The 19,512-nt window shown below is 68.9% G+C and carries 11 protein-coding genes and 1 riboswitch; of the genes, 5 read left to right on the plus strand and 6 right to left on the minus strand.

What is annotated here, in order from left to right; genetic code table 11:
- Nucleotides 1-182: 182 nt before the first annotated feature.
- The 4 genes from rpoB (at nt 183) to ACMGER_RS14095 (ending at nt 12,321) form a co-directional block, all read left to right on the plus strand.
- Complete coding sequence (rpoB, locus tag ACMGER_RS14080) at nt 183-4,337, plus strand: DNA-directed RNA polymerase subunit beta (protein ID WP_436812758.1); 4,155 nt, start codon at nt 183-185, stop codon at nt 4,335-4,337.
- Between the two features lie 131 nt (nt 4,338-4,468).
- Nucleotides 4,469-8,743, plus strand: a complete 4,275-nt coding sequence (gene rpoC, locus ACMGER_RS14085; RefSeq protein ID WP_436812759.1) for a DNA-directed RNA polymerase subunit beta' — start codon at nt 4,469-4,471, stop codon at nt 8,741-8,743.
- Between the two features lie 252 nt (nt 8,744-8,995).
- A complete protein-coding gene (locus ACMGER_RS14090; protein WP_436812760.1) occupies nt 8,996-11,230 on the plus strand; it encodes a TonB-dependent receptor in 2,235 nt (744 codons plus the stop codon).
- Between the two features lie 2 nt (nt 11,231-11,232).
- Nucleotides 11,233-12,321 (plus strand): PepSY-associated TM helix domain-containing protein, encoded by a 1,089-nt coding sequence (locus tag ACMGER_RS14095; RefSeq protein WP_436812761.1) that lies wholly within the window; start codon nt 11,233-11,235, stop codon nt 12,319-12,321.
- On the opposite strand, the gene ACMGER_RS14100 is transcribed toward ACMGER_RS14095, so the two are convergent.
- Nucleotides 12,315-13,067: an SDR family oxidoreductase gene (locus ACMGER_RS14100; protein WP_436812762.1), complete on the minus strand. Its 753-nt coding sequence runs from the start codon at nt 13,065-13,067 to the stop codon at nt 12,315-12,317. The two genes, ACMGER_RS14095 and ACMGER_RS14100, sit on opposite strands and share 7 nt — an antisense overlap.
- Nucleotides 13,068-13,110: 43 nt before the next feature.
- Nucleotides 13,111-15,402: a 5-methyltetrahydropteroyltriglutamate--homocysteine S-methyltransferase gene (gene metE / locus ACMGER_RS14105; protein WP_436812890.1), complete on the minus strand. Its 2,292-nt coding sequence runs from the start codon at nt 15,400-15,402 to the stop codon at nt 13,111-13,113.
- 106 nt (nt 15,403-15,508) lie between these two features.
- Nucleotides 15,509-15,716: riboswitch (cobalamin riboswitch) on the minus strand.
- 104 nt (nt 15,717-15,820) lie between these two features.
- Between metE and ACMGER_RS14110 the strand changes: the two genes are divergently transcribed.
- Complete coding sequence (locus tag ACMGER_RS14110; RefSeq protein ID WP_436812763.1) at nt 15,821-16,336, plus strand: DUF1993 domain-containing protein; 516 nt, start codon at nt 15,821-15,823, stop codon at nt 16,334-16,336.
- On the opposite strand, the gene ACMGER_RS14115 is transcribed toward ACMGER_RS14110, so the two are convergent.
- The 4 genes from ACMGER_RS14115 to modA all read right to left on the minus strand — a co-directional run bounded on the left by ACMGER_RS14115 (nt 16,309) and on the right by modA (nt 19,475).
- On the minus strand, nt 16,309-17,268 hold the full coding sequence (locus ACMGER_RS14115; protein WP_436812764.1) for a bifunctional helix-turn-helix transcriptional regulator/GNAT family N-acetyltransferase: 960 nt from the start codon (nt 17,266-17,268) through the stop codon (nt 16,309-16,311). The two genes, ACMGER_RS14110 and ACMGER_RS14115, sit on opposite strands and share 28 nt — an antisense overlap.
- 54 nt (nt 17,269-17,322) lie before the next feature.
- Entirely contained in the window at nt 17,323-17,922 is a 600-nt protein-coding gene (locus ACMGER_RS14120; protein ID WP_436812765.1) for an ATP-binding cassette domain-containing protein, read from the minus strand.
- Entirely contained in the window at nt 17,912-18,589 is a 678-nt protein-coding gene (gene modB / locus ACMGER_RS14125; RefSeq protein WP_436812766.1) for a molybdate ABC transporter permease subunit, read from the minus strand. The genes ACMGER_RS14120 and modB overlap by 11 nt, the downstream gene beginning before the upstream one ends.
- A gap of 136 nt (nt 18,590-18,725) precedes the next feature.
- Entirely contained in the window at nt 18,726-19,475 is a 750-nt protein-coding gene (gene modA, locus ACMGER_RS14130) for a molybdate ABC transporter substrate-binding protein (protein WP_436812767.1), read from the minus strand.
- Nucleotides 19,476-19,512: the final 37 nt, after the last annotated feature.

Below are 19,512 nucleotides of genomic sequence, written 5' to 3' on the forward strand. Positions count from 1 at the left end.
GCCTCGGGAAATGATGCGTCGTCGCGCAGCGCATCGGTCGGATTGAGGTTCGTGGTTTAAGAAGACGCTTCGAAGGCTGCAGTTTCCGAATACCGGAGACATGCGGCCTTTCGCGTCTTCCGCTGCGGCCGGCCCCAGGTTCACGGGGCGATGTTCGACGGCTGACGAGGCAAAACACACACATGGCGACCAAGGCGATCGAGAGCGGCACCGTGAAGCGCCGCATCCGCAAGGTGTTCGGCGACATCCACGAAGTGGTGCAGATGCCGAACCTGATCGAGGTTCAGCGCGAGAGCTATGAGCAGTTCCTCCGCTCCGACAAGGCGATCGGCCATGTCTCGGGCCTGGAGAAGACGCTGCGCTCGGTCTTCCCGATCCAGGACTTCGCCGGCACCGCCTTCCTCGATTTCGACGACTATGTCCTCGAGGACCCCAAGTTCGACGTCGAGGAATGCCGCCAGCGCGGCATCACCTATGCCGCGCCGATGCGCGTCACGCTGCGCCTGACCGCGTTCGAGGTCGATCCCGATACCGAGGCCAAGTCGGTCATCGATATCAAGGAGCAGGACGTCTACATGGGCGACATGCCGCTCATGACCGAGAACGGCACCTTCTTCATCAACGGCACCGAGCGCGTCATCGTCAGCCAGATGCACCGCTCGCCGGGCGTCCTCTTCGATCATGACCGCGGCAAGACCCATGCCTCGGGCAAGTATCTGTTCGCCGCGCGCGTGATCCCGTACCGCGGCTCGTGGCTCGACTTCGAGTTCGACGCCAAGGACATCGTCAACGTCCGCATCGACCGCAAGCGCAAGCTGCCGGTCACCACGCTGCTCTATGCCCTCGGGCTGAACAGCGAGGACATCCTCAACTATTTCTACAACCGCGTGACCTATGTCCGCGGGCCGGGCGGCTGGCAGATCCCGTTCGCGCCCGAGAACTGGCGCGGCGCCAAGCCGATGTTCGACATCGTCGACGCCAAGTCAGGCGAGGTGATGTTCCCGGCCGGCCAGAAGATCAGCCCCCGCGCTGCCAACAAGGCGCAGAAGGATGGTCTGGAGACGCTGCTGATCCCGACCGAGGAGATCTTCGGCCGCTACTCCGCCTATGACCTGATCAACGAGAAGACCGGCGAGATCTACATCGAGGCGGGCGACGAGGTGACCGCCGAGAACCTCGAGAAGCTCGACAAGGCGGGCATCGACCGCATCGAGCTGCTCGACATCGATCACACCACCACCGGCCCCTGGATCCGCAACACGCTCAAGGCCGACAAGGCCGAGGAGCGCGAGCAGGCGCTGAGCGACATCTACCGGGTGATGCGCCCCGGCGAGCCGCCGACGCTGGAGACGGCGGAGTCGCTGTTCGCCGGCCTGTTCTTCGATCCCGACCGCTACGACCTGTCGGCCGTGGGCCGCGTCAAGCTCAACATGCGTCTCGACCTCGACTGCCCGGACACGGTGACGACGCTGCGCACCGAGGACATCCTGGCGGTGGTCAAGACGCTGGTCGACCTCAAGGACGGCAAGGGCGAGGTCGACGACATCGACAACCTCGGCAACCGCCGCGTGCGTTCGGTGGGCGAGCTGCTGGAGAACCAGTATCGCGTCGGCCTGCTGCGCATGGAGCGTGCGGTCAAGGAGCGCATGAGCTCGGTCGACGTGTCGACCGTGATGCCGAACGACCTCATCAACGCCAAGCCCGCGGTCGCCGCGGTGCGCGAGTTCTTCGGCTCGTCGCAGCTCAGCCAGTTCATGGACCAGACCAACCCGCTCTCCGAGGTGACGCACAAACGTCGCGTCTCGGCGCTCGGGCCGGGCGGGTTGACTCGCGAACGGGCCGGGTTCGAGGTCCGCGACGTCCATCCGACCCATTATGGCCGCATCTGCCCGATCGAGACGCCGGAAGGCCCGAACATCGGTCTGATCAACTCGCTGGCGTCGTTCAGCCGCGTCAACAAGTACGGCTTCATCGAGACGCCGTATCGCAAGGTCGTCGACAACAAGGTGACCAACGAGGTCGTCTATCTGTCGGCGATGGAGGAGGCCAAGCACACGATCGCGCAGGCCAACGCCGAGCTCGACGCCGACGGCCGCTTCGTCGAGGAGCTGGTCTCCGCCCGCCAGGCCGGCGAGTTCCTGATGGCGCTGCCCGAGCAGATCACGCTGATGGACGTGAGCCCCAAGCAGCTCGTGTCGGTCGCCGCCTCGCTGATCCCGTTCCTGGAGAACGACGACGCCAACCGCGCGCTGATGGGATCGAACATGCAGCGCCAGGCGGTGCCGCTGGTCCAGGCCGAGGCGCCGTTCGTCGGCACCGGCATGGAGGAGACGGTGGCGCGCGATTCGGGCGCGGCGATCGCAGCGAAGCGCGACGGCGTGGTCGACCAGGTCGACGCCAGCCGCATCGTCATCCGCGCGACCGGCGACGTCGAGGCCACCGAGAGCGGCGTCGACATCTACACGCTGATGAAGTTCCAGCGCTCGAACCAGTCGACCTGCATCAACCAGCGCCCGCTGGTGAAGGTGGGCGACGTGGTGCGCGCCGGCGACGTGATCGCCGACGGCCCGTCGACCGAGTTCGGCGAGCTGGCGCTCGGCCGCAACGCGCTGGTCGCGTTCATGCCGTGGAACGGCTACAACTATGAGGACTCGATCCTGATCTCCGAGCGGATCGTGAAGGACGACGTGTTCACGTCGATCCACATCGACGAGTTCGAGGTCATGGCCCGCGACACCAAGCTCGGGCCGGAGGACATCACCCGCGACATCCCCAACGTCGGCGAGGAGGCGCTGCGCAACCTCGACGAGGCGGGCATCGTCTACATCGGCGCCGAGGTCGAACCGGGCGACATCCTGGTCGGCAAGATCACGCCGAAGGGCGAGAGCCCGATGACGCCGGAGGAGAAGCTGCTCCGCGCGATCTTCGGCGAGAAGGCGAGCGACGTGCGCGACACCTCGCTGCGCCTGCCGCCGGGTGTCTCCGGGACGATCGTCGACGTGCGCGTGTTCAACCGCCACGGCATCGACAAGGACGAGCGTGCCCTGGCCATCGAGCGCGAGGAGATCGAACGCCTGCGCAAGGACTCGGACGACGAGCGCAACATCCTCAACCGCGCCACCTGGTCGCGGCTCAAGGAGATGCTGCTCGGCCAGACCGCGACCGCGGCGCCCAAGGGCATCAAGAAGGGCTCGACGATCGACGACGAGCTGCTCGACAGCGTCGACCGCCACGAATGGTGGAAGTTCGCGGTGCAGGACGATGCGGTCCAGGCGAACCTGGAGGGCGTGAAGGGCCAGTATGACGAGGCCGTGAAGCGCATCAAGGACAAGTTCGAGGACCGCCGCGAGAAGCTGGAGCGGGGCGACGAGCTGCCGCCGGGCGTGCTCAAGATGGTCAAGGTGTTCGTCGCGGTGAAGCGCAAGCTGCAGCCGGGCGACAAGATGGCCGGCCGTCACGGCAACAAGGGCGTCATCAGCCGCATCCTGCCGCAGGAGGACATGCCGTTCCTGGAGGACGGCACGCCGGTCGACCTGGTGCTGAACCCGCTGGGCGTGCCGTCGCGCATGAACGTCGGGCAGATCTTCGAGACCCACCTCGGCTGGGCGGCGCGCGGCCTGGGCCAGAGCATCGCCGAGAAGCTGGAGGAATGGCGCGAGGCCAATCCGAATCCGCAGGCGGGCGCGATGCCCGAGGCGGTCAAGGATCGGCTCAAGGAGGTCTACGGCGATCATTATGCCGCCGAGATCGACGCGCGCACCCCCGAGCAGGTGGTCGAGCTCGCCGAGAACCTGAAGCGCGGCGTGCCGATGGCGACGCCGGTGTTCGACGGCGCCCGCGAGGCGGACGTATCGAACATGCTGAGCCTGGCGGGCTACGACACCTCGGGCCAGTCGACGCTGTTCGACGGCCGCACCGGCGAGGCGTTCGACCGCAAGGTGACCGTGGGCATCATCTACATGCTGAAGCTCCACCACCTGGTCGACGACAAGATCCACGCGCGCTCGATCGGCCCCTACAGCCTGGTCACCCAGCAGCCGCTGGGCGGCAAGGCGCAGTTCGGCGGGCAGCGCTTCGGCGAGATGGAGGTGTGGGCGCTGCAGGCCTATGGCGCGGCGTACACGCTCCAGGAGATGCTGACGGTGAAGTCCGACGACGTGGTCGGCCGCACCAAGGTCTACGAGGCGATCGTCAAGGGCGACGACACCTTCGAGGCCGGCATCCCCGAGAGCTTCAACGTGCTCGTCAAGGAGATGCGCTCGCTGGGCCTCAACGTCGAGCTCAAGTCCCTCGAGGACCAGAGCGAGACCGACGGCCTGGCCGAGGCGGCGGAGTAACAGCCTTCAAGCCCCTCCCCTTCAGGGGAGGGGCTGGGGGTGGGGCATCGCCCCAAGCAATTCCGGTGGTGGCCTGCGGACAGGCCCCACCCCAACCCCTCCCCTGAAGGGGAGGGGCTAAGGAGTTCAAGATGAACGAACTGACCAACTTCGCGAACCCGGTCGCCAAGCCGGAGACCTTCGACCAGATCCAGATCGGCATCGCCTCGCCCGACCGCATCCGCAGCTGGTCGTTCGGCGAGATCAAGAAGCCCGAGACGATCAACTACCGCACGTTCAAGCCCGAGCGTGACGGCCTGTTCTGCGCGCGCATCTTCGGTCCGATCAAGGATTACGAGTGCCTGTGCGGCAAGTACAAGCGCATGAAGTACAAGGGCATCGTCTGCGAGAAGTGCGGCGTCGAGGTGACCGTCTCCAAGGTCCGCCGCGAGCGCATGGGCCATATCGAGCTGGCCGCCCCGGTCGCGCACATCTGGTTCCTGAAGTCGCTGCCCTCGCGCATCGGCCTGCTGCTCGACATGCAATTGAAGCAGCTCGAGCGCGTACTCTACTTCGAGAGCTACATCGTCACCGAGCCCGGCCTGACCCCGCTCGAGAAGTTCCAGCTCCTCACCGAGGACGAGCTGCTCGACGCGCAGGACGAATATGGCGAGGACGCGTTCAGCGCCGGCATCGGCGCCGAGGCGGTCAAGGCGATGCTGATGGACCTTGACCTCGAGGGCGAGCGCAAGGCGCTGCTCGAGGAGCTGGCGGTCACCAAGTCCGAGCTCAAGCCCAAGAAGATCATCAAGCGGCTGAAGGTCGTCGAGAGCTTCCTCGAATCGGGCAATCGTCCCGAGTGGATGATCCTGGACGTCGTCCCCGTGATCCCGCCCGAGCTGCGCCCGCTGGTGCCGCTCGACGGCGGCCGCTTCGCGACGTCGGACCTCAACGACCTCTACCGCCGCGTGATCAACCGCAACAACCGCCTCAAGCGGCTGATGGAGCTGCGCGCGCCGGACATCATCGTCCGCAACGAGAAGCGCATGTTGCAGGAGGCGGTCGACGCGCTGTTCGACAACGGCCGCCGCGGCCGCACGATCACCGGCGCCAACAAGCGTCCGCTCAAGTCGCTGTCCGACATGCTCAAGGGCAAGCAGGGCCGCTTCCGTCAGAACCTGCTCGGCAAGCGCGTCGACTATTCGGGCCGTTCGGTGATCGTGACCGGGCCTGAGCTGAAATTGCACCAGTGCGGCCTGCCCAAGAAGATGGCGCTCGAGCTGTTCAAGCCGTTCATCTACGCCCGCCTCGACGCCAAGGGTCTGTCGATGACCCTCAAGCAGGCCAAGAAGTGGGTCGAGAAGGAGCGCAAGGAAGTCTGGGACATCCTCGATGAGGTGATCCGCGAGCACCCGGTGCTGCTCAACCGCGCGCCGACGCTCCACCGCCTCGGCATCCAGGCGTTCGAGCCGGTGCTGATCGAGGGCAAGGCGATCCAGCTCCACCCGCTGGTGTGCTCGGCGTTCAACGCCGACTTCGACGGCGACCAGATGGCCGTGCACGTCCCGCTGAGCCTCGAGGCGCAGCTCGAGGCGCGCGTGCTGATGATGTCGACCAACAACATCCTCTCGCCCGCCAACGGCAAGCCGATCATCGTGCCGTCGCAGGACATGGTGCTCGGCCTCTACTATCTGTCGATGGAGAAGACCGGCGAGCCGGGCGAAGGGATGCTGCTCGCCGACATGGCCGAGGTGCATCAGGCGCTCGATGCCGGCGCGGTGACGCTGCACACCAAGGTGGTGAGCCGGGTTCCGCAGACCGACGAGGACGGCAACGAGTATCTCAAGCGCTACGAGACCACGCCGGGCCGGATGCTGCTCGGCGAGTGCCTGCCCAAGAGCCACAAAGTGCCGTTCGAGACCGTCAACCGCCTCCTCACCAAGAAGGAGATCGGCGACGTCATCGACACCGTCTATCGCCACACCGGCCAGAAGGAGACGGTGCTGTTCGCCGACGCGATCATGGCGCTCGGATTCCGGCACGCGTTCAAGGCGGGCATCTCGTTCGGCAAGGACGACATGGTCATCCCGGCCGAGAAGGAGAAGCTGGTCGACGAGACCCGCGAGCAGGTGAAGGACTTCGAGCAGCAGTATCAGGACGGCCTGATCACGCAGCAGGAGAAGTACAACAAGGTGATCGACGCCTGGAGCCGCTGCGGCGACCAGGTGGCGGCCGCGATGATGGACGAGATCAAGGCGGTGAAGCGCGGCGAGGATGGCCGTGAGCTGCCGATCAACTCGATCTACATGATGGCCCACTCGGGCGCCCGCGGCTCGCAGGCGCAGATCAAGCAGCTCGCCGGTATGCGCGGCCTGATGGCCAAGCCGTCGGGCGAGATCATCGAGACGCCGATCATCTCGAACTTCAAGGAAGGCCTGACCGTCCTCGAATACTTCAACTCGACCCACGGCGCCCGCAAGGGTCTCGCGGACACGGCGCTCAAGACCGCCAACTCGGGCTACCTCACCCGCCGCCTCGTCGACGTGTCGCAGGATTGCGTCGTCATGGAGGAGGATTGCGGTACCGAGCGCGCGCTGGAGATGAAGGCGATCGTGCAGGGCGGCTCGACCATCGCGTCGCTGGGCGAGCGCATCCTCGGCCGCACCACGGCGGAGGACGTGGTCGATCCCAAGACCAACGAGGTCGCGATCCCCGCGGGCACGCTGCTCGACGAGGCCGCGGTCGCGGCGATCGAGGCGATCGGCATCCAGTCGATGAAGATCCGCTCGCCGCTGGTCTGCGAGGCCCAGTTCGGCGTGTGCGCCAAGTGCTACGGGCGCGATCTCGCCCGCGGCACCCCGGTCAACATCGGCGAGGCGGTCGGCGTGATCGCGGCGCAGTCGATCGGCGAGCCGGGCACGCAGCTGACGATGCGGACTTTCCACATCGGCGGCGCCGCGCAGCTCAACGAGCAGTCGAACCTGGAGGCGCCGGCCGACGGCACCGTCCAGTTCCGCGACCTGCGCGTGATCGAGGACCAGCGCGGCCGCCGCGTGGTGCTGAGCCGCTCGGGCGAGCTGGCGATCGTGGACATGGACGGGCGCGAGCTCGCCGTGCACAAGATCCCCTACGGCGCCTACCTGATGTTCGACGACGGCCATATCGTCTCCAAGGGCGACCGCATGGCCGAGTGGGACCCGTTCACCATGCCGGTGATCACCGAGACCGGCGGCACGGTGAAGTATCAGGACCTCATCGAGGGCAAGACGGTATCGGAGCAGGCCGACGAGGCCACCGGCATCACGCAGCGCGTGGTGACCGAGTTCCGCGCCTCGGCCCGCTCGAAGGAGGACCTGCGTCCCCGCCTCACCCTGCTCGACGGCGGGTCGGGCGAGACCGCGCGCTACATGCTGGCGCCGGGCGCGGTGCTGTCGGTCGAGGACGGGGCCACGGTGCAGGCGGGCGACGTGCTCGCCCGTGTCGCCCGTGAATCGGCCAAGACCCGCGACATCACCGGCGGTCTGCCGCGCGTCGCCGAGCTGTTCGAGGCGCGCAAGCCCAAGGAGAATGCGATCATCGCCAAGGTCTCCGGCCGGGTCGTGTTCGGCAAGGACTATAAGGCCAAGCGCAAGATCGGCATCCAGCCGGACGACGGCGGCGAGGTGGTCGAGTATCTGGTGCCCAAGTCGAAGGTGATCGACGTCCAGGAAGGCGACTACGTCAAGCGCGGCGACAATCTGATCGGCGGCAGCCCCGATCCGCACGACATCCTCGAGGTGCTCGGCATCGAGCCGCTCGCGGAATATCTCGTGTCGGAGATCCAGGAGGTCTATCGCCTCCAGGGCGTGAAGATCAACGACAAGCACATCGAGGTGATCGTTCGCCAGATGCTGCAGAAGGTCGAGATCACCGACGGCGGCGACACCACCCTGCTCGCCGGCGAGCAGGTCGACCGCGACGAGATGGACGAGCACAACGCCAAGCTCCAGCCCGGCCAGCAGCCGGCGCAGGGCAAGCCGGTGCTGCTCGGCATCACCAAGGCGTCGCTGCAGACCCGGTCGTTCATCTCGGCCGCGTCGTTCCAGGAGACGACCCGCGTGCTCACCGAGGCTTCGGTGCAGGGCAAGGTCGACTCGCTGAACGGGCTCAAGGAGAACGTGATCGTCGGCCGCCTGATCCCGGCGGGCACCGGTGCCGGCATGAACCGCCTGCGCGTGGCGGCGACCAGCCGCGATGCGGCGCTCCGCGCGCAGCAGCGGGCGCTCCAGGCGACGCTGATCGCCCCGGAAAGTGCGGCGCAGGAGCACGCGGCGGAGCTCGCCCGCGACGCGCGCTCGGCGGGCGGCACCGGTGACGATCCGCTCGCGTCGGTGACGCCGTCGGGTCACGGCACCGACGAGGACGCGGGCGAGTATCTGAACTCGTAAGCGTTCTCGGCTTCGGCCGCAAAAGACAGGGAAGCCGCCGTCCGGGATGCCGGGCGGCGGCTTTTCTGCTTCCACGCTCCTCTCCCGTAGGCGTGGGAGGGTGAAGGTGCCCTCGCTGGCCGCAGTCACCCTCACCCTCCCGCGCCTCCGGCGCTCCTTCCCTCTCCCCCGGGAGAGGGACAGGCGACTAATGCGATTGATTTGCATTCGCTCAATCGTCCTGCTAGCCGCGCCCGCGCTGGGAGGGCTTAGATGGTTCGTCGTTCGCTTTGGTCGTTGCCGTTCGTGGCGCTGCTCGCGCCGCTCCATCCTGTCTGCGCGCAGGATCGCGCGACCGATCCCGCCGAGTGGCCGGACGATCGGGCGAGTGAGGATCGCGACAGCGAGATCGTCGTCACGGCCGCGCGCACCGCGCTGCCGGCGAACGCGCTGCCGCTCACCATCGACATCATCGACAAGACCGCGCTCGATCAGCAGATTGCGATCTCGGGCTCCGTCACCGACGCGGTGGCGAACCTCACCCCGTCCTTCTCCCCGACCCGCCAGAAACTGTCGGGCGCCGGGGAATCGCTGCGCGGGCGATCGCCGCTCTATGCGATCAACGGCATCCCGCAGTCGACGCCGCTGCGCGACGGCAGCCGCGACGGCTTCACCATCGACGGCTTCTTCGTCGACCGGGTCGAGCTGATCTACGGCTCCAACGCGCTGCAGGGGATCGGCGGCACCGGCGGCATCGTCAACCAGGTGACGGTCGGCGCGCCCAGGACCGAAGGATTTAGCGGCCGCGCGCTGCTGCAGGGCACCGCGAGCGAAGGGTTCCAGGACGACGGCTTCGGCGGCAAGGCGGCGGGGCTGGTGCAGTATAGGGCCGGCCGGTTCGACGCGAGCGTCGGCGCCGCCTATGAGACGCGCGGCGCCTATTACGACGGCGACGGCCGGCGGATCGGGGTCAACTCGACCCAGGGCGAGACGCTCGATTCGCGCGCGCTCTCGCTGTTCGGGCGGTTCGGATACCGGCTCGGCGAGACCGGGCGGATCGACCTGATCGCCAGCCGGTTCGAATTGAAGGGCGACGGCGATTATCTCGCCATCCCCGGCAACCGGGCGACCGGCGTGCCGACCAGCGCCGTCCGCGGCGATGCGCCGGGCGATCCCGCCGCGAGCCGGACCGAGAGCATCGCGCTGTCGATCACCGACACCGCGCTGTGGGGCGGCAATTTCGTCAGCCAGGTGTTCTTCAACCGCAGCCGCGACACCTTCGGCGGCGAGGTCGCGCCGATCGCGACCTTCCAGGATCCGGCGATCGCACCGGTCGGCACGCTGTTCGATCAGTCGCAGAACCGCTCGCGCAAATTCGGCGCCAAGATCAGCTACGAACGCGCCGTTCCCGGCTTCGAGGCGCTGACGGTGACGCTCGGCTTCGATGCCTTGTGGGACAAGACCGAGCAGCGGCTGATCGCCACCGACCGCGTGTGGGTGCCGCCGACCGACTTCCGCAGCCTGGCGCCGTTCGGCCAGGCCAACCTCAAGCTGTTCGGCGGCCTGGTGCGGCTGGCCGGCGGGGCACGGTGGGAGAACGTCGAGATCAAGGTCGACGACTATCACACGCTCGCGTCGACCACCTTCGTCGCCTGCACGCCCACGCTGCCGGCGGGCAGGCCGTGCGGTCCGTCGACCTATGGCGGCGTCGCCGTCGCCGGCGGCAAGCCCAGGTTCCAGGACCTGCTGATCAACGGCGGCGCGATCGTCGAGCCGCTGGAGGGCGTCCGCGCCTATGCGAGCTATGCCGAGGGCTTCACCGCGCCGGACGTCGGCCGCATCACCCGGGCGGTCAGGACCGCCGGCGTCGATCTCGACAACTATCTCGACATCAGCCCGATCGTCTCGAACAACCGCGAGATCGGCGTCGAGGTGAAGCGCGGGCCGCTCGACGGCAGCGTGACCTATTTCTGGTCGTCGAGCGACAAGGGGCAGCTGCTGATCGCCAATCCGGGCGGCATCTTCGACGTGCAGCGCCAGCGCGTGGAGATCCAGGGGATCGAGCTCAACCTCGGTATCCGCCTGCCGGTCGAGGGGGCGCGGCTGGGGATCGGCTATGCGCATCTCGACGGGCGCTACGACAGCGACGCCGACGGCCGGGTCGACACCGATCTCGACGGCACCAACATCTCCCCGGACCGGCTCAACCTGACGGCGAGCTACGTGCGGGGCCGGTTCTCCGGGCTGATCCAGACCCAGTTCTACCTGTCCCGGACGTTCAAGGGCCTGGTCCGCGATCCGCGCAACGATTTCGGCGGCTACACGCTGACCGACGCGACGGTGCGCTACGACGCCGGCCGCCTCGGCGCGATCCGGCTCAGCGCGCAGAATCTCTTCAACCTGCAATATATCGACTACAGCAGCGACACCCGACTGCCGACCGACAATCTCAGCTATTTCGCCGGGCGCGGACGCACGCTGACGCTCGGTTGGGACTATCGTTTCTGACGATGCGGTGGCTCGACCTGCTCCACCGCTGGACCGGCGGACTGGTCGGGCTCATCCTCGCCATGATGGGATTGACCGGCGCGATCCTGGTCCATGAGGACGACTGGCTCGGCTGGACGCTGCCCCATGCCGGCGACGCGCTGAACCGCGATCCCGCCGCCCTCGCCGCCGCGACCGCGCGGCTGATCGGCGACGGCCATGGCGCGCAGGGCATCGTCTATGCGAGCGACCGCTTCGGTCTCCACCAGCTCCGCCTCCATGGCGGTGCCGGAGCCTATGCCGATCAGACCGGCGGGATCGTCACCTACTGGGCGAGCCAGTGGGAGCGGCCCGAGTTGTGGCTGTTCGATCTCCACCACCATCTGTTCACCGGCGACCTCGGCGAGACGGTGATCGGCGTCGCCGGCCTCTGCGCGATGCTGTTCGTCCTCACCGGCGCGATCCTGTGGTGGCGCACGCGGCGCACCTTCGCCTTCCGGCTGTGGCCCAGGCGGATGAGCCGGCCGGCGATCGTGATGCAGCACCGCGACCTCGGCATCGTCATGGCGCCGCTGCTGTTGTTGTCGGCGGTGACGGGCACGATGATGATCTTCAAGCCGGTCGCCGCGATCGTGATGGCGCCTTTCTCCCCGCCCGCCGAGGCGAGAGCCGCGATGACGCCGCCCAGGCTCGCGGGCGGACCGCTGGCGATGCGCCTGGACTGGGCGGCGATGCTTGCGACGGCGCACGCGCGCTTCCCCGATGCCGACTTCCGCATCCTCGCTCTGCCGCGCAAGCCCGGCGAGCCGATCAGCCTCAGGATGCGCCGCGCCGCCGAGTGGCTCCCCAACGGCCGCACGACCCTGTGGTTCGACGCCGCCACCGGCCGGCTGCTAGGCGCGCGCGACGCGCTGGCGCTGCCGCGGGGCGCGCAGGTGTTCAACGCCGCCTATCCGCTCCATGCGGCAAAGGTCGGCGGGCTCGCCTATCGCCTGGTGATGACCTGCTCCGGCCTCGCGATGGCGATGCTCGGCAGCCTCGCGGTGTGGAGCTTCTGGTTCAGGCGGCGGCGCGCCGGACCGAAACGGCGGGTAGCGGCCGCCGTTCAGTAGATCTTCTGGACCAGCGGCTCGATGCGCAGCGTCACCACGTCGATGCCCGGCGGCCGGGTCGCGGCGTACAGGATGGCGTCGGCGACCTCGGCCGGCGGCAGCATCCGGTGCTCCGCCACCTGCCGCTCGCGTGCCTCGGGCGGATAGGACTGCATGGCCGAAGCGATCGCGCCCGGCTCGATCAACGTGACGCGGATGCGCTCGGGAATCATCTCCTTGCGCAGCGTCTCGGCGAAGGAGGCGACGCCGCCCTTCGCCGCATTGTAGACGCTCTCGCCCACCGCCTTGATGTGGACGCTGATCGAGCCGACCAGGATCACCATGCCCTCGCTGCTGCCGCCCGCGCGGATGCGCTCGATCGCGGCGCGGGTGCAGGCGACGTAGCTCAAGAGGTTGCTTTCGATGACGTAGCGCCAGCCGGCGTCGTCCATCTCCATCAGCGGGCCCGAACCGACGCCGGCGCAGGCGACGAGGATGTCGAGGCCGCCGAGCCACGCGTCGGCGCGGTCGAACAGCCGGGCGACGCCGGTCGGGTTGGCGAGGTCGGCGGTGGCGCCCTCGATCGTGCCGCTGCCGCTCTGCGCGCCGATCTCCGCGACCAGCGCGCGCAGCGGGACCTCGTCGCGGTCGGTGAGAAGCACGCGCGCGCCGGCCGCGACCATGCGCTCGGCGACCGCGCGGCCGACCCCGCCGGCGCCGCCGGTGACCAGCACGCGCTTGCCCGTCAGCCGCGACAGATCGATCATCGCGCGACAACGACTGCCCGCGGAGGGCGTTCCGCACCGGCGGTCAGCAGACCTCTGCCCGCAGTTGCCGTGCCGCCGCTACCATCGCGGCGATCGCCGGCCGCACCTCCTTCCACTTGCGGGTCTTGAGGCCGCAGTCCGGGTTCACCCAGAGCTGCTCGGGCGCGAGGTGCGCTTTGGCCAGGCGCATCAGCGCGACCATCTCCTCCACCGTCGGCACGCGATGCGAGTGGATGTCGTAGACGCCCGGCCCGATCGCGTTCGGGTAGCGGTAGTCGGCGAAGCCCTCCAGCAGCTCCATCCGCGAGCGCGCGGTCTCGATCGAGATCACGTCGGCGTCCATCGCGCCGATCGACGGCAGGATGTCGTTGAACTCCGAATAGCACATGTGGGTATGGATCTGCGTCTCGTCGCGCACTCCGGCCGCGGCGAGGCGGAAGCAGTCGACCGCCCAGCCGAGATAGTGCGGCCAGTCGCGGCGGCGAAGCGGCAGGCCCTCACGCAGCGCCGCCTCGTCGATCTGGATCGCCTTGGCGCCGGCCGCCTCCAGGTCGAGCACCTCATCGCGGATCGCCAGCGCGATCTGGCGGCATGATGCCTCGCGCGGCTGGTCGTCGCGGACGAACGACCAGTTGAGGATGGTGACGGGGCCGGTCAGCATCCCCTTCATCGGCCGGTCCGTCAGGCCCTGGGCGTAGCGCCACCACTCGACCGTCATCGGCCGCGGCCGCGACACGTCGCCATAGAGGATCGGCGGCCGCACGCAGCGCGATCCGTAGCTCTGCACCCAGCCGCCCGCGGTGAAGGCGAAGCCGGCGAGCTGCTCGCCGAAATACTGCACCATGTCGTTGCGCTCGAACTCGCCGTGGACGAGCATGTCGAGCCCGACCTCCTCCTGCCAGCGCACGGTGCGCTCGGTCTCCTCGCGCAGGAACTGCTCATAGGCGGCGGCGTCGAGCGTGCCGCGGTTGCGTTCGGCGCGGGCGCGGCGGACCTCGGGAGTCTGCGGGAAGGAACCGATGGTGGTGGTCGGGAAGCGCGGCAACCCCAGCACCGCCGCCTGTGCCGCGATCCGCTGGGCATGGCCGGAGCGGCGCTCGCGCATGTCGGGCGTGACCGCAGCGACGCGCGCCGCCACGGCCGGGTCGTGGATACGCGGCGAGGTGCGGCGGTTGGCGGCGGCATTGGTGGCGGCCGCCAGCGCGCCGGCGACGCTGGCCCGGCCCTCATTGAGCGCGGTCTTGAGGATCGCCAGCTCCTCGACCTTCTGCACCGCGAAGGCGAGCCATTGCGCGACCTCCGGGTCGAGCCTGGTCTCCAGCGCGAGGTCGACCGGAGTGTGGAGCAGCGAGCAGGACGGCGCGAGGACCAAGTCGCGCGCGGCGGCGATCGGTTCGAGCCGGTCGAGCAGCGCGGCGAGGTCGGCGCGCCAGACATTGCGGCCGTCGATCACGCCGAGCGAGAGCAGCAGCGTCTTCGGCGCCTTGGCCAACACCGCATCGAGCTGATCGGGCGCGCGAACGAGGTCGATGTGGAGGCCCGCGACCGGCAGGTTGGCCGCGAGCGCAAGATTGTCCTCCAGGCCGCCGAAATAGGTGGCGAGCATGACGTCGATGCCGACCCGCGCCAGGCGCGCATAGGTTCGGGTGAGCGCGGTGCGCTGGCGTTCGGTGAGGTCGAGCACGAGGCAGGGCTCGTCGATCTGCACCCATCGGGCGCCCGCCGCGGCGAGCTGTTCCAGCACGGTCACGTAGATGGCAAGCGTCTGATCGAGGAAGTCGAAGGGATCGACGTCGCGGCCCTTGGCGAGCGTCAGCCAGGTGACGGGGCCGAGCAGCACCGGCCGCGTCTCATAGCCGAGCGCCTTGGCCTCGCGATACGCGTCGATCGGCTTGGTCGAGGCGAGCGCGAACTGCTGTCCGGCCGCGAGCTCGGGGACCATATAGTGGTAGTTGGTGTCGAACCATTTGGTCATTTCGAGCGCGGTGCGGCCGCCATGGCCGTGGCCGCAGCCCTCCCCCTCGCCCGAGCCGCGCGCCATTGCGAAATAGGTGGCGAGATCGACCGGGCCGGGCGCGGCGCCGTAGCGCTCGGGGATCGCCCCCAGCATCACGCTGGTGTCGAGGACATGGTCATAGAGCGAGAAGTCGTTCGACGGCAGCCAGTCGGCGCCGAGCGATTTCTGCCGGACCCAGGCGGCGGCGCGGAGCGCCGCGGCGGATTCGAGAAGCTCGCCTTCGGACGACTGGCCCGACCAGAATGCCTCCAGCGCGAACTTGAGCTCACGCCGGGGCCCGATGCGCGGGAAGCCGAGCGTGGCGACGGTGACGGTCATTGTCTTCATACCCCGATGAAAGCGGGGCGACCGGACGGACACGGGCGCGCGCGGACGAGCCATCCCGGCCGCGACATGCCAGCGACCGACCGGGCACCCCGCCGGTGGACGTTATCGCGCCGAGGCAGGTCTCCTGGCTCGCGGGTCGTCACGTCGGCCTGGCCTTCCCGGAGCTTGCCGCTCCAGTGACGCGTGTCGGCCGCCGCTCGCCGCTCACAGTTGCGGGGGCAGCGCCGGAATTGGGCACACGGCCCGCACCGGCTTCCCGTCTTAGCTCCGTCCTAGGGCGGAGAACCTCGACGATAGGAATGTCGCCGATCGGGACCGGGACGTCAAGATAGATATAAAGATATCTTTATATCGTTATCTCTTTAGCATCCTCTCGACAGCGGTGGTGCGGCATCCTAGTTGCGCTCGCATGGCAACCGAACTTTATGATCTCACCGTTCCGGCCCTGCTGCGCGGCTTCGCGGCGATGGCGGCGTTTCTCGACAAGGGCCGGACCTGGGCCGACGAGCAGGGCATGGCGCATGGCGAGCTGATCGAGGCGCGGCTGTTTCCGGACATGGCGCCGCTGTCCGGGCAGGTGCAGCGTGCGAGCGACACCGCCAAGCTGGCGCTGGTGCGCATCGGCGGGGTCGAGAATGTTTCGATGGCCGACGACGAGGCGAGCTTCGCCGAGCTGCAGGCGCGGATCGCCAAGACCGTCGACTTCATCAAGTCGGTGCCGCGCTCGGCGATCGACGGCAAGGAGGCCGCCGAGGTGGTCCTGCAGACGCCGCACGGCAACGTCCCCTTCACAGGCCTCAGCTATGTGCAGGGTTTCCTGCTGCCGAACTTCTATTTCCATGTGACCACCGCCTATGCGCTCCTCCGCATGAAGGGCGTGCCGCTGGGCAAGCTCGACTATCTCGGGGCTGCTTCGCCCGCGTAACGCATCGCGACGTCGCACCGGGCATAGCGCGCGCCGTAGCGGGCCATGATTTCGGCGTCGTGGATGAAACCGACCTTCTCGTAGAGGTGGATCGCCGCCGCCGACTTGCGGTTGGAGAGCAGGTAGAGCGTCGTCGCGCCGAGCTCTCGCGCGCGTCGGATCACGGCGCGGAGCAGGAACTCGCCGGCCTTGCGGCCGCGCGCCGCCTCGCGCACGCCCATCTTGGTCAGCTCGAACGCGCCGTCGCCGCTCTTCCTGAGCGCGCAGGTGCCGATGATGCCGAGCTCCCGATCCTCGACGAACAATATGTCGCCGCCCGGGGCGACGATGATCTCCTCCGGATGCTCGAGCGTCTCGCGGTCGGTGTCCTCGACCTCGTACATCGCCGCGACCCATTCGAGGTTGATGTCGTGGAAATCGCGCGCGAGCTCGGGCGCCCAGCCGCGGATCGTCAGGCCCGACGCCGCCACGGAGCGCCGGTGAAGCGGCGTTTCGGCAAGCGACGCCTCGATCGCGTCGAGCTGGGCGAGCAGCGGCCCGGCTCCGCCTGCGGCCAGCTCGGCGGCGGCGGCCTCGACCCGCGGCCACACCGTCGCCTTCGACCGCGCCATCGCCGCGCGTCCAGCTTCGGTCAGCGCGACCGCCCGCCGGCGCGCGTCACGTCCGCCGTCGACCGTCTCGACCAGCCCGGTCTCGACCAGCTTCGCCAGGTTGCGCGTGACGCCGGGCTGGCTCACCCCCATCGCCGCCGCGATCTCCCCGACGGTGATCGGCCCGTCCCGCTCGATCGCGGCGAGCAGCGGATATTGCGCCGGTTGGATCGGCAGCCCTTCGGCCTCGACGATTCGCAGCACGTCCGCCTGCATCCGCTCGCCGAGCCGCTTCAGCCGGCTGCCGAGGAAGAGATAGCCGCCGGTCAATATGTCGTTCATCGCACCGTCCTTCGATGCGAAGTTATATAACTTGTTATATAATTGGCAAGATCGCTATCCGATCTCCACGATCCGTCCGCCCAGCCGCTCGGCCTCGGCATGGTCGTGCGTCACGAGCAGGATCGGCAGGCGCACCTCGTCGCGCAGGCGCTCGATCACCTGCATCACTTCCTCGCGCCGGGCACGGTCGAGCGAGGCGAGCGGCTCGTCGAGCAACAGCACGGCGGGGTCGCGCAGCAGCGCGCGGCCGATCGCGACCCGCTTGGCCTCACCGCCGGAGAGGGTCGCGGGCCAGCGGTCGAGCAGATGGCCGATGCCGAGGAAATCGATCTCGTTCCCCAGCCGCCGGTCGTGCGGACGGCCGTAGAGGAGATTGTCGCGCACCCGCATGTGCGGGAACAGGCGCGGCTCCTGGAAGACATAGCCGACGCGGCGCGCTTCGGCGGGCACGTCGGTCGCGGCATCGAATAGCGTGGCGCCGTCGATCCGCACCCAGCCTTCGTCCGGCCGCACCAGGCCGGCGATCATGTTGAGCACGCTGCTCTTGCCCGCCCCCGACGGGCCGAACAGCACCGTCAGCGCCGCGTCGCTGGCGAAGGCGGCGGCGACCTCGGCATCGGCGAAGCGCTTGCGGACGGCGATGTCAAAGCGCATGGGCGCCCCTCCCCGCGCGGCGGGCCAGCAGCTCCGAGGCGACCAGGGCGACCAGCGAGATCGCGACCGACACCGCCGCCAGCCGCCACACCGTGGCATCCTGCCCCGGCACCTGCAGCGCGGCGTAGATCGCGAGCGGCAGCGTCTCGGTCTCGCCGGGAACGTTGGAGACGAAGGTGATGGTCGCCCCGAACTCGCCGAGCGCGCGGGCGAAGCCGAGCACGGTGCCGGCGAGCACGCCCGGCACGCTGAGCGGCAGCGTGACGGTGCGGAACACCCGCCAGCGGCCGGCGCCGAGCGTGCGCGCGGCATCCTCGAGCCGCCGGTCGACCGCCTCGATCGACAGGCGGATCGCGCGCACCATCAGCGGCAGCGCCATCACTCCGGCCGCGATCGCCGCGCCGGTCCAGCGGAACAGGACGTGCTCGGAGAGGAAGCCGAACGGTCCAGCGGGCGCGAACAGCAGCAACAGCCACCAGCCGGTCACCACCGGCGGCAGCACCAGCGGCAGGTGGACCAGCGCGTCGAGGAGGATCTTGCCGGGAAAGCGCGCGCGGGCGAGCAGCCAGGCGAGCGCGAAGGCGATCGGCAGCAGGCCCAGCATCGCGACGATGCCGACCTCGAGCGAGAGGAGGACGATGCCCCATTCCTGCGCGGAGAGGATCAAGGCTGGTCCGTTCTAAGCCCCTCCCCTTCAGGGGAGGGGTTGGGGGTGGGGGAGTGCGGCAGGCTCTGTCGCTTGGGGCGAGCCCCCACCCCAACCCCTCCCCTGAAGGGGAGGGGCTTAAGATCCATGCGAAGCCTCACCGCGCCGCGAACCCGTAGCGCGCGAAGATCGCCTTCCCCCGCGCCGACAGCAGGAACGCCCGGAACGCCCGCGCATCCGGGCTCCGCGACGACCGGAGCAGCGCGATCGGATAGCGGATCGGCGGATGGCTGGCCGCCGGGAACACCGCCACCACCCGCACCGCACGCGAGGCGGCGGCGTCGGTCGCGTAGACCACCCCCATCGCCGCGGCGCCGCGCTCGACCAGCGCCAGCGCGGCGCGGACGTTCTCCGCGCGCGCCACCCTGCCCTCGACCCCGCGCCAGGCGCCGAGCCGCATCAGCGCCGCCTTGCCGTACCGGCCCGCCGGCACCGCATCGGGATCGGCCATCGCCAGCCGTCCCCGCCCCAACGCTCCCGCGAGATCGACGCCCGGACCCAGCCGCACCGCCGCCCGGCTCGATCGCGGCGCCACCAGCACCAGCCGGTTGCCCAGGAAGTCCGCCCGGCTCCCCGGCACCAGCAGCCCGCGCTGCTGAAGGGTGTCCATCCATTCCTGGTCGGCGGAGACGAACAGGTCCGCCGGCGCCCCGGCCACCGCCTGCCGTGCCAGCGCGGAGGACGCCGCGAAGGAGATGGTCGGCCGCGCATGGCCAGATCGCGCCCAGGCGTCCGCGGCCGCGCTCATCGATTCCTGCAGGCTGGCGGCGGCGAGCACGAGCGGCGCGCGCGGCCCAGGCGCGGCGCCGACCAGCAGCAGCGACAGACATGCAAGCACAAGGCGCAAGGCGCAGGCTCCGGCGGTGACCGGACCTTCCTAACGC

The organism is Sphingomonas astragali, from assembly GCF_051400615.1.
In the GTDB taxonomy this organism is placed as follows: domain Bacteria; phylum Pseudomonadota; class Alphaproteobacteria; order Sphingomonadales; family Sphingomonadaceae; genus Sphingomonas.